At 46.6% G+C, this 12799-nt stretch carries 7 protein-coding genes; 1 reads left to right on the forward strand and 6 read right to left on the reverse strand.

Going from position 1 to position 12799, the window contains the following annotated elements; translation table 11 throughout:
- Window positions 1–15 precede the first annotated feature (15 nt).
- Entirely contained in the window at window positions 16–963 is a 948-nt protein-coding gene (gene cysK / locus I2I13_RS03210) for a cysteine synthase A (protein ID WP_195648749.1), read from the forward strand.
- A gap of 88 nt (window positions 964–1051) precedes the next feature.
- On the opposite strand, the gene I2I13_RS03215 is transcribed toward cysK, so the two are convergent.
- Genes I2I13_RS03215 through I2I13_RS03240 form a run of 6 tightly spaced genes read right to left on the reverse strand, consistent with a single transcriptional unit; the run spans window position 1052 to window position 12704 of the window.
- Window positions 1052–3454 carry a glycoside hydrolase family 3 N-terminal domain-containing protein gene (locus I2I13_RS03215; protein ID WP_195648750.1) on the reverse strand — a complete coding sequence of 801 codons (2403 nt, stop codon included), beginning with the start codon at window positions 3452–3454 and terminating at the stop codon, window positions 1052–1054.
- 8 nt (window positions 3455–3462) lie between these two features.
- Window positions 3463–5775, reverse strand: a complete 2313-nt coding sequence (locus tag I2I13_RS03220) for a glycoside hydrolase family 3 N-terminal domain-containing protein (protein ID WP_195648751.1) — start codon at window positions 5773–5775, stop codon at window positions 3463–3465.
- A 43-nt stretch (window positions 5776–5818) separates the two neighbouring features.
- Window positions 5819–7453 (reverse strand): cellulase family glycosylhydrolase, encoded by a 1635-nt coding sequence (locus I2I13_RS03225; protein ID WP_195648752.1) that lies wholly within the window; start codon window positions 7451–7453, stop codon window positions 5819–5821.
- A 20-nt stretch (window positions 7454–7473) separates the two neighbouring features.
- A complete protein-coding gene (locus tag I2I13_RS03230) occupies window positions 7474–7854 on the reverse strand; it encodes a hypothetical protein (RefSeq protein WP_007757599.1) in 381 nt (126 codons plus the stop codon).
- A 35-nt stretch (window positions 7855–7889) separates the two neighbouring features.
- Window positions 7890–9512, reverse strand: a complete 1623-nt coding sequence (locus tag I2I13_RS03235) for a SusD/RagB family nutrient-binding outer membrane lipoprotein (protein WP_117932630.1) — start codon at window positions 9510–9512, stop codon at window positions 7890–7892.
- Window positions 9513–9524: 12 nt separating this feature from the next.
- Window positions 9525–12704: a SusC/RagA family TonB-linked outer membrane protein gene (locus I2I13_RS03240; RefSeq protein ID WP_195648753.1), complete on the reverse strand. Its 3180-nt coding sequence runs from the start codon at window positions 12702–12704 to the stop codon at window positions 9525–9527.
- Between the last annotated feature and the right edge of the window lie 95 nt (window positions 12705–12799).

Raw genomic sequence — 12799 nt, forward strand, 5'->3', positions numbered from 1 at the left:
TAAAAACAGATATATATGGAAAAGATAGCAAGAAAATTGACGGATTTGGTAGGTAATACTCCGTTGTTGGAACTTAGCAATTATAACAGGAGTAATGATTTGAAAGCCCGTCTGATTGTAAAGATTGAATCTTTTAATCCTGCGGGAAGTGTTAAGGACCGTATCGCATTGGCTATGATTGAGGATGCCGAAACGAAAGGTGTCTTACAACCCGGAGCAACGATCATTGAACCGACTAGCGGCAATACCGGTGTAGGATTGGCTTTTGTTTCAGCAGCGAAAGGCTATAAACTGATTCTGACGATGCCTGATACAATGAGTATTGAGCGACGTAATCTTTTGAAAGCCTTGGGAGCGGAATTAGTGCTGACTCCTGGTGCGGATGGCATGAAAGGGGCAATTGCCAAAGCGGAAGAATTAAAAGCTGTAACTCCGGGAGCTGTCATCCTACAACAGTTCGAGAATCCTGCTAACCCTGCTATGCATTTACGAACTACCGGTTTGGAAATATGGAGAGATACCGAGGGGAAAGTCGATATCTTTGTAGCAGGTGTAGGTACTGGCGGGACAGTTAGCGGTGTAGGTGAAGCGTTGAAGATGCGTGATCCGAGTATAAGGATAGTGGCAGTGGAACCATCTGATTCTCCGGTACTGTCGGGAGGAAAACCAGGTCCTCATAAGATTCAGGGGATCGGTGCAGGATTTATTCCTAAAACGTACAAAGCCTCTGTCGTAGATGAAATTATTCAGGTGCAGAATGACGATGCTATTCGTACGAGTCGTGAACTGGCCAAGCAAGAAGGGTTGTTGGTCGGCATATCTTCGGGGGCAGCTGTATATGCTGCTACGGAACTGGCGAAGCGACCGGAAAATGCAGGGAAGATGATCGTTGCTCTGCTGCCTGATACTGGAGAACGTTATCTATCTACCATTTTGTATGCTTTTGAGGAATATCCTTTGTAAGGTATAATTAGTAAAATGAAAATGTGAGGTAACTTCCAAAGATTCGGGTTACCTCACATTTTTTTATATAGATATTATTTGGGATTCTTTATTGAACCTCGAAACTTCCCTTCAACCGAATATCCTCCGAAGAAGCCCCCACCATCACCGAGAAACTTCCCGGCTCTACTGTAAACTGATTATTCTTATCCCATAACCCTAAGTCTTGAGGAGTAAGGGTAAAGTTAACCGTTTGTTCTTCTCCCGGTTGCAAATGAATACGTTCGAAACCACGTAATACTTTATCGTAGGTTGTTACACTACTAAAATCATCACGGATATAAAGCTGGACCACTTCATCTCCTGCTTTCTTTCCTGTATTCTTTACAGTGCATGAAAGTGTGATATTCTCTTGTGCCCCGATAACCGGTTTGGAGATTTTCAAGTCTGAATATCCGAAGGTCGTATAGCTTAAACCATATCCGAAAGGATAAAGCACACCGGCAACACGGACTTTCCCTTTTGAATCCGAACCCGGCTTGAATGGGAATGCAAAAGGAATCTGTCCCACTGATTTCGGGAAAGTAACTGCCAGACGTCCGCCCGGGTTATAGTCTCCGAAAAGAACTTTGGCGATGGCATCTCCCATGAATTCGCCGGGGAACCAAGCATGAATGATGGCAGGGACATATTTGTTTGCCCAGTTGATAGTAGCTGCTCTTCCGTCTACCATTACCAGAACGACTGGTTTTCCTGTGGCATAAACAGCTTCCAATAATTGCTGTTGGCGTCCGCAGAGATCGAGATTGGTACGTGAGAATTCTTCCCGAACCGTCTTCTCATTTCCACCTAATACAAGGATAGCGACATCCGAAGCCTTTGCTAATTCTACGGCTTCATTAATCATCGCTTGCTCTTGTGTATCTAATGGAACATTGTACAGTTCACTTTCCGGGAAATACTTATCAATAATATCACAGCCTTTTGCATAGCGAACTTCTGCATTGGGCAGATATTCTTTGATTCCCTGATAGACAGTCTTTATAGATGCATTGGCGGGACCGTATCTGCAAGTCAGTTCTTTCACTTCTTCCGCATTCGGGCCAATCACAGCTATTTTGCTGAAGTTCTTGGATAACGGAAGCATTTGATTCTCATTCTTCAAAAGTACGATAGATTCTAAAGCTGCTCTCATAGATACATCCTGATGGGTGGCATTATGCACTACCACTTCCGGGCGACGGTCATCACCGGGATATGGATTATCAAAAAGACCCATCATAAACTTGACACGGAGAATCTCACCAACACGTTGATCGAGCGTATGCAGAGAGACTTTGCCCTCACTAATAGCACGGCGTAATGGAAGAATAAAGTCCTGTGGCGGAGTGAAGTTCGTGCGGATATTCAATCCGGCATTTACCACTTGTGCCGCCATTTCTTCTTCTGTGGGAGTGATACGATGTTTAGTATGTAGAAATTCCACCGCTTCACTATCCGAAACTACATATCCTTTAAATCCCCACTGCTGACGCAGAATTTCCGTGAGGAAATGATAACTTCCGGAAACAGGCTCCCCGTCATAGTCGTTGTAAGAACTCATGACGCCCAGTGCACCCGCTTCCTGAATACCTTTACGGAATGGTTCCAGATACAGAGTCTTCATCTCACGCGGAGCCACGTGCGGATCGGTACGTGTACCTCCGTCGCGTCCACCGACCGGAATACTATAAACGGCAAAATGCTTCGGAGTGGCAACGATTCCTTCGTTTTGCAGACCAAGAATCATTTGCTTACCCAATTCGCCTACCAGATAAGGATCTTCTCCGTAACTTTCAACTACACGTCCCCAGCGAGGATCTTGTGCGATGTCCAGAATCGGAGCATAAATATTGGTATATCCGAGTGCTTTCGCCTCATCAGCAGTGACTTTCGCAATTTCCCGGATCAGTTTTTTGTTCCACGTGGCACCTTGCCCGCATTGAGCGGGAAACATGGTAGCCCGGTCGTGACATAATCCGCGTATTCCCTCGTTGGTAAAATCGACCGGAATACCCAGTCGTGTCTGTTCCACAAACCAGCGCTGAATGGTGTGGCGATTCTTCACACTGTTGGCATACGGATAGGAGATTTCAGAACCGAACTTACCCAGTCCGTTGGCCTGTTCGTCGATATTCCCGATACCGTCTTTCCAGATTTCTGTCGACCATCCGTCGGTAGGCCATGCATCTTTCAGTACCCGTCCCGAACCGTAAAGAGTAGCCATCTGACAGGTCTTCTCTTCCAGTGTCATTTGCGAAAGCAAATCCGCAATACGGGCTTCGATAGGAGCGGAGGGATCTTCGTATACGTCCTTTACACCGTTCTTGTTGAAGTCAATCCAGGTCTTTTTGTATATATCCTTTGAGTTGTTTCCGGATTTCTTACCGGCAGGTTGGTTGGTTGCCGAGACACTGCTGGTATAAATACTTCCGGCAGATAATAACAGGGCGAGACATAGTAATTTCTTCATAATTTATTTTATTTCACTGTAAGTATAATGCTTTGCAGATCGGTATCTCTTGAAGAAGCTCCCACCATAATCTTGAAAGTTCCTTTTTCTACTCCATAGTGCATATTAGCGTCATAGTAGGACAGCATTTCGGGAGTGAGAGTAAATGAAACCTCTTTCGTTTCTCCTGCTTTCAAAGGTATGCGGGCAAAGTCCTTCAACTCCTTTACAGGGCGAGTAGCAGAACTGTATTCGTCGCGGATATAGAGCTGGACCGTTTCTTCACCATCCATTTTTCCGGTATTCGTGACATCTACAGTTACTTTCACGCTTTTGTCAGGAGTGGTCGTTGCTTCAGACAGTTTGAGGTTCTCATATTTATACGTCGTATAACTCAAACCGTAACCGAACTCGTACAAAGGTAATGAATTTCCTGTTGCATACGGAAACCAATGGTTGGTAAATTTATGATTGTACATACATTGAATCTGTCCGGTGCTTCTTGGAATCGTAATCGGCAGTTTACCGCTTGGGTTCACTTTTCCGTAAAGAATTTCCGCCAAAGCCTGACCCCCGGCTACTCCCGGCTCCCATGCTTCGATGATACACGGCATATTTTCATCTATCCATTCGGTAGTCAGCGGACGGCCGTTGACAAGGATAACGACTGTCGGAACCCCCGTAGCAGCTACAGCTTCTACCAGTTCCTGTTGACGTCCCGGCAAAGAAAGCTCGTAACGGTCACTGTTCTCTCCACACGTCTTCTCGTTCCAATGATAACGCATTGAGTTTTCTCCTACCACCAGAATCGCCAGATCGGAGCTGCGTGCCTGTTGCACTGCTTCCTTTATTTGATTGTCCGATAGCAAACGTACATTCCAGCCGAGATCAAGGAAATTATAATTCGTTTCGGGGCTGATAGCTTTCAGACCTTTCAATACGGTAGTGACATGTTCTTCCGGCTGTTCCATTGCCCAGTCACCTAAGATAGACTGATTGTTGGCATTATGTCCGGTAACAAACACTCTCTTATATTTCGAAGCATCCAATGGCAGCATATTACCTTCATTTTTCAACAGGACGATAGACTTCCGCGCTCCTTCCAGTGCCGTTTGCTGATGTTTCTCATTAAAGACAATTTCATCTTTCTTTTTCAGGTCGATAAACGGATTCTCGAACAATCCTAACCTGAATTTAACTTCCAGAATCTTAGAAACGGCAGCATCTATCTGCTTTTCAGGAATACTCCCTTCTTTCACACATTCAATGATAGCTTCGTAGAATTCCGGTCCATGCATGTGCATTCCCATTCCGGCATCTACACTGATCCGGTAAGCGTCTTTCAGCGTTTCGGCTACGTTGTGATAGTCGTGCATGCGCTCAATATCCATCCAGTCGCTGACAACAAAACCGTCAAACTTCCACTGATTGCGTAATACTTCCGTCATCAGATACTTATTTCCGTGACAAGGAATCCCGTTCAACTCATTATGAGCCGTCATCACTGTAAATACCCCCGCTTCCAGACAATCTTTGAAAGGCGGGAAAAATACCTCCTGCAACGTTCTTTCCGATAACTCGGCAGGAGCACCGTTGATTCCGTTGGCTGGCTGACTGCCACCTACAAGATGCTTTGCACACGCAATCACTTTATCGTTTCCCGTGAAATCCTTTGTCTGGAATCCGCGTACGGTAGCCGCCCCCATCTGTCCTACCAGATAGGGATCTTCGCCGAATGTTTCGCCCACACGTCCCCAGCGAGCGTCACGTGCCACTTCCACGTTCGGAGTGAACGTCCAGTGCATACCGCTGGCACGCATTTCAATAGCAGTCTCCCGTGACATCCGTTCTACCAGTGCAGGGTCAAAAGTAGCTGCCTGTCCGATAGGAGTGGGGTAAATGGTCGAACCACGATACAAACCGTTTCCATGAATGGCGTCAATGCCAATCAGGAGTGGAATCTTCAGGCGGCTTTGCTGTGCCAGCGATTGCAGATAATTGGCTTCTTCGGCCTTTACCACGTGCAGGAACGAGCTAATCAGTCCTTTTTTCGTCATCTCTTCCACATCGGAAGAATGTAGATTGGGATAGAAACCCTGCGAATGACTGTGTTTCAAGTCTTCGGCAGACATATCCTTTTCTGCTTTCTTCATGTGTTCCAATCCCACGTATTGGCACATTTGGGCAACTTTTTCCTCCAATGTCATTTGAGACATCAGGCTGGAGACACGTTCGGACACAGGCAGCGTAGGATCGGTGTAATCTTTGCTTTTATCCTGACAAGCTAATGTGGAAATGCCGATAGCACAACAAATTCCCATAGCGATGAATGTTTGTCGCATATTTCTTTTTTAATTTGAATGATTATTGTTATCTGAATGACTATTATTTAGTTAACAAATCGAGTACCTCCTGTTCAATCACGTTTCCTTGTGAATCGCAGAAACCGAATCCTGCTTTATATTCCCAATAAGAGTAGGAGATGTGACGATCCTTCAAGATAGATACTACGTCCCGTATCCATTCCATTCTGTCGGCAGCCGGAGTCTTTTTGTAGCAACCGAATTCACCGCAGTAGAGTTGTACGCCGAGACTGGTAGCTTTCATCTCCGCTTTCAATACGAGTGACTCAAGCGTGGTTTTATCATACGTTCCCATATAAGGAGTCACCAGTTTTTGCATTGCTTCGGATAGTTGGTTGAAGTCCGCCTCTTCTATCAGTTCGCCCGGATAGTGAATGGGTACATTCAGGTCTTTTTCTTCCGTCCACTCGGCTTGGTAGTGCGTGAGGGGATGCGGGTTGTAGAAGTGGAAACTCAAGATGATATTCGGGTCACCGCCGGGAATAGTCAGTTCGTTGAAAGTGTTGACACTCTGCCAGCGGTTAGAGCCGATGATGAGTTTACGTTCGGGTTCCGTTTGCCGGAGTTCACGAATCAGTTGGGCGGAAAGAGAGTTCCATTGTGAGGCGTAAGGGGCTACCGGTTCATTCAATAACTCGTAGGCAACGAGATCGTTGGGATACTGGTTCAGTTCTTTCGCTAGCGTTTTCCATAAGTCGAGATATTTGTACTGGGCGTCTTTGTCTGTCCAGAGTTTGGGGACAACGGTGGTAGTTCCACTTTCAGGGTAGATCTTGTTGTCACCAGTTTTACTGTTGGAGAAGAATACATCGTCGAAATACATTGTTTCTCCTTCTTCCGGACGGAGAGCCACGCGACCGCAGTTTTTGTTATAGTTGGATACATCTACGGCGATTTCTTCCCATTCATTTGCCGTAGTATTGGTATATCCGTAGTAACCGTCGTTCGTATTGTTCTCGTCACTCAATACAACGGTAATAGTGCTTTTGGTGCTTTTGTATATTTTGGCGCGCAGGTACTTGAACTGCATTTTGCCTGACCCGACAGGAATAATGGAAAAATCCTTTTTCTTGGCGTTCGACCAAGTGTCCACTCCTGATTTTCGTACCACAGAGAACACCCTGTTGCTGGTGTTTATACCGCTTTTGCTGGGATTATCTACATTGTTCACCGTCACGCCGGAGCCATTGGCAAACCATCCCGCCCATTTCATATCTTCAAATGTGTCGTAGAAACTCTCAATCGGGTCGCCCGATGTAGTGACCGTTGTATTGAAGTTGTGATCGCGCAATACGTGCAGGTCTACAATCACTTTCATTCCGGCATCCCGACACCATCCTATGGCATTGTGCAACAGTGTGAATGCTTCCGGTATCTTCTGACCGTCTTCCGTGAAGAACAGTTTTTCGTCTATCGGCAGACGGATGTGGTCGAAACCGTATCCTGCCAGCTTTTGTGCTTCGGCTTGTGAGAAGCCGTTGGCGGGGATGGCGTCTACCTGCGACAGCCAGTTACTGATATTCACCCCTTTGTTGATGGCAAAAGGAACATAGTTTTGCGGTTCTCCTCCGTTGCTGATTACTTCATCTTTTTCGGAACAGGAGGCTATCAGGCATGCAAACAGACAGGCCAGATAGATTATAAGTCTTTTTTTCATACAATTCTTGTTTTAATGGTTTACTCTGTTGCTTCGGTTACTTGGATAATAGCTTCACGGGTGGTTTCCTTAGTCGGCGTCTTTACAATCAGTTCGAGGTGGAAAGTGCCGATAGTCGAAGGAATGTACGTCAATCCTACTCCCTTATGAATTTCCCTTCCATCCAGATACCATGTCCCCTCGCATAGTTCGGCAGGAGTGTATTGTACATTGATGGAAAGCACCTGATTCAATGGAATACTGAATTTACCCAACGTGCCATCCTCCTGCTTGTCCGGCCACCGGCCTAGTATGCGCGGATATTCGTCAGTAGTCAGTACCGGAGTGTCTATATCGTCGCTGCAACCACTCATGGCAAACAGAGATACCAGCAACGTGCATATAAATATTATTTTCTTCATAATCGTTTTTTCTTTTAGTGTTGATGATCTTAGGTTTATTTGTCCCACCATACCGGTGAATTCCAGTCGTCTTTGCCTCCCATAGCCTGGATGGCAGATTGATAACCCTCCGGATTGTACGAACTTTCAAAGAGCGGGTAGCAGAGACGCAGCGGTGTAGTCTGCGAATCAATCGTCACTGCCCCGTAATGGGGAGAAGGAAGCAACACCGGAATGTCTGTTCTTCTCCAGTTGGCATATCCTTCGGGGATATTGTTGAAGTGCAGAATCCATAATTGGGTGTTGATAGCAGTAAGCTGTGCATCCAATCCGCTGGCAGGTAGTGAATTAGCCTGCAGATAGGTATCGATGACCTGATCGTCAAAAGTCTTGGCACCGAATTTCTCCAGGAAATGGATGGCTGCGCGTACTCCGTTTTTATAATGGGTGGAAGCGTCGGCACCTGTTGTGATGTCTCCTGCCCAGCGGGCTTTGGCTTCCGCCAGTAATAATTCCGCTTCCGCGTATGTCATAACCACTCCGGGCATATCGCCTTTCAGGAAAATGTTGTTGAGCTGCGGACGGGTAGCTTTGTCCTGCCATTTATTAGTCAGCTTGCTCCAATAACCCTCCGGCCATGTCCCGTTGCTGTACCAGAAATAACCCGGGTTGCAAGGCTGAAACTTGGCAGCTTCCGTATTCTGCATTTCCTCCGTCAGATCCACACGTCCGAATGGGTTGTTTGCCGAACTTTCGTCATAACAACGTCCGAATACAAACTGCCGCGGGTCGGAAGTAGCGTCCAGTTGTTTCCAGAATGTGCTGCAGAGATAAGCCGTAGGATATGCTTCGCGACCTCTCCATAGTTGGGCGAGCCCGTTTCTGCGGAATTCGTTGGATGCCCAGTCCTGAATATCGGTGTAAGCAATCAGGGCATCGTCAGCGGCCGATTGCATCAGACCGGCTTCCTGACCGACAGCTTTGATGGCTTCTGCTTTTGCCAGTTCCGGGTCTGCGTTTACGATGCGCATTGCATAGCGCAGGTGCAGGGAGTTGGCAAAACGTTTCCATTTGTCGATATTCCCTTGAAAGATAATATCTCCCGTGACCTTGTCACCACTGGCGGTCAGAGCATCTGCCGCTTCGCCGAGTTCTTTCAGGAAATCCTTGTATATCAGTTCCTGTTTGTCGTAGGCAGGTTTTACGTTACCGGTGATAAAGCCTTTACCCGCTTCGAAGTAAGGGCAGTCGCCGTACATATCCGTCAGTATGGAGAAAAGATATACTTTATAAATACGGGCAACGGAGTGGATGTTCACTTCCCGTTCGTTATCCTTGGTCTTGTCCAGAATGTCGACAATGTTCTTGATGAGTGCCGGGTACATCAGGTTCCATGTGTTTCCCATTTCCGCATCATTTTTGCGATACTGTCCGCCATAGTTGGTGGTGTTCCAGTCGCCCTGCATATATTGTGCGAAAGCAGCCAGATAGAATGGATAGGGCTGGCACATTTGCCAATGTCCCCATGTTTGCAACTGAATCATAGACAGTTGCTGGTTCGGGTCGGTAGAGGACGACTTGGAAGGGTCTGTATTCAGTTCCTCAAAGTCGGTGCAGGCTCCCAGCAACAGACCGCATATACATAACATACCGAAGGCGATTTTATAGATTGTTTTCATGATTGCTTACTATTAGAATTTTACGTTAACATTGAAACCATAGCTTCTTCTGGATGGCAGCGAGCCGTATTCCAGTCCCATACCCGAGCCGTTGTTGTAGTTGGAGTCCGGGTCGATGTTCGGTACGTTCTTGTAGATGATGAACGGGTTACGTGCCACGAACGATACGGATACGGCATCAAACACCTTGCTGATCCATCTTTTGGGCAGACGGTAAGCCAACGTAATTTCGCGCACCTTTACGTAAGAGTTGTCGTAGATAAACGGAACCGGAGTCTGATCGGCTATATGTTTCCAATATACTTCGGGGTCGACAAACTTCTTGTTTTCCGCGAAACTTCCGTCCGGCATTTCTACCACGCCCTCTACTACATAACCGCCTGTCGCTTCCCAATTACTTTCTTTCACTCCGGCTTGCAGTCGTTGCTCTTCCGATTCATACCAGCCGTCGCGTCCTGCAAGAGTCGCTTTGTCCTTTCCGGTCATGTAAGAAGAACGGGCGGACATGGAATAGACATCGGCGCCTACCTTAATATCGAAGATGGCAGACAGGGAGATGTCGCGGTAAGTCAGGTTGGTGGTGATACCTCCTGTCCATTTCCAGGTGGCATTGCCCAGCACTCGCAAGTCTTCCGTCACTTTCGGAAGTCCCGTAGAAGCATCTACGATAATCTGTCCGGCATCATTTCTAAGGAAGTCTTTGCCGAGGATGGAACCGTAGTTCTGACCCTCTACGGCTGCTACTTTCACGTTAATCCAGCGTGCCGATTCCAATTCAAATTCTTTAATACCTGAAGCTAATCTTTTTACCTTATTGCTGTTCTTTGAGAAGTTGATATTCAAATCCCATGAAAAATCTTTCGTCTGTATGGGACGTGTGTTCAATGCGATTTCCACTCCTTTGTTCTCTATTTCTCCTGCATTAATCAGCATGGAGTTGTAACCGGAAGTTCCTGTGGTGTTGAGGCGCATAATCTGGTTACTACTTTTCTGGGTGTAGTAGGTGAAATCCAGTCCGATGCGGTTTTTCAGGAATTTCAGTTCCAATCCGATTTCGGTGGAGTTGGTCTTGGTCGGTTTCAGGTCTTTGTTCGGAATCGTCGTATTGGCGATTTGAGACAGTGCGTACCCTGAATAGTTTTTGGAAGACAGTTCGTAGGATAGTCCCAATTGATAGGGATCTGTGTCACTACCCACCTGTGCCCATGAAACTCTCACTTTACCGTAAGGCAATATCGTCGGATTGATTTTGAAGAATTCCGAGAACAGGAAACTTCCTGATACCGATGGGTATAAATAAGTATTGTTTCCCGATGGCAGAGTGGAAGAGTGGTCACCGCGTAGCGTGGCGTCGAGGTAGACGAAGTTGCCGTAAGCAAGGTTGATAGAACCATAGAGAGAGTTAATCTGTTTGCGGTAGGTTCCTTCGGTAATCTCTTTGCTTGTGAAGCTTTGCAGGGCAATGACATCACGCATCACCATCTCTTTGGCAGTTACAATCTGTGTTTTGTTGTCCACTTTATAGAGGTTGCCGCCGATGGTTACTCCATAGTCGAATTTCTTATAACTGTTGTTGTAAATAGCCAATGCTTCTATGTTATACATTCTGTTTTTGAAATCGCTGATTTGCAACTGTCCCTGTTCAAATCCCGGTGAGGTGGGGGCTGCATAGTCTTGGAAGTTCATGAAGTTGATGTCCGCACCACCGGTCACTTGAATTTTGAAGTGTTCGTTGACGTTGTAACGTACCAGTGCCGAACCCATGAACTTGTCTTTTCCCGATTCATTGGTCATTTCGTTGAGCACCCAGTAAGGGTTGAGGTTCCATACATCGCGTCCGTTCCAGTCGTAGTAGTTGCCGTCGGCATCTTTGTAGTTGTCGCGCAGCCATTTCTGGTCGTAGGTGGTTGCCAGAGACATCAGGTTCTTGGCAGGGTTGGCACGGTGGTCAGACAGTGCGGGACGGTTCTTTACGTCTTCACGCGTGTAAGTCACCTTGAAGTCGAGGTCTACTTTCTTGTTGATCGTAGTGTTGGCACGCAGATTCAGCGTGTTACGGCTCATCTTCGTGTTTGGAAGAATGTCTTTGTTGCGCATATCCGTATAAGTGGCGCGGATACCCGTGTCATCTTTCACGGTGCTGACAACAATTGTGTTGGTAGTGGTCATACCGGTTCTGAAGAAACCGTCGATATTGTTGGGAATGACTACATACGGGCGGGTTACTCCGTCGAAATACGTCAGATTCAGTCCCGGATCAATCTTCGGTCCCCAGTTCTTGTTCGAAGAATACTGGTCGTCCGTACCGTTGATGCGTCCGCCGGTTCCCTGACCGTAGACGTACTGTACATCGTCCCACTTCGTTAATTGTTTCTCGAAAGTAGTGGTACTGTTCAGTTCCACTGCAAATTTCTTTTTGGTACTTGCTTTCTTGGTAGTGATAAGGATCACACCGTGAGAAGCGCGGCTACCGTACAAGGCAGATGCCGCCGGACCTTTCAATACGGACATACTTTCAATATCGTCCGGGTTGATGCTGGAGATACCGTCGCCGAGGTCATAACCTCCGTATTGTCCGGCACTGCCATAGTTGCTGTTGTCCAAAGGCACTCCGTCCACCACATAAAGCGGTTGATTGTTTCCCGTCATTTCCGTGCTACCGCGAACGATGACGCGAGATGAACCGGAGGGGCCTCCGGCAGTCTGACTGATAACCAGTCCCGGAATCTTTCCTGCCAGCGAGTTGATGACATTGGTTTCCTTTGCCTTTTCAAGTTCTTCACCTTTCACTTCACCGATGGAATAGCCGAGTGCTTTCCGTTCACGCTTGATGCCCAGTGCGGTAACAACCACTTCGTCGATGATTTTGCTGTCTTCTTTCAAGACGATTTTAAGATTGGATTGTCCTTTCACCTGTACTTCTTCCGAACGATAACCTACATAACTGACTATTAATGTAGCGTTTTTGGAAGCGTCGATGCTGAATTGACCATTGAAGTCGGTAATCACTCCCTGCGAAGTACCTTTAACGGCGATGCTGGCTCCGATTAACGGTTCGCCTTGTTCATCCGTAACAGTACCTTTTACTTTGGTAGTTTGCTGTACAACTTGATGAGTTACTTCGTCTTCCGCATATCCATATATGGGTATGAATAGCAACAGACAGAGAAATAGGGTTAACTGCTTTTTCATCTTAATAGATTATTAGATTGTTGATTTACGTCGCAAATATAGGGCGTAACACTGTCTAGCTGGGTTTGAAAGCTATCGGAATAGGTTGAAAAACT

This window comes from Bacteroides sp. D55t1_190419_B8 (assembly GCF_015558905.1).
Classification (GTDB): Bacteria; Bacteroidota; Bacteroidia; order Bacteroidales; family Bacteroidaceae; genus Bacteroides; species Bacteroides vicugnae.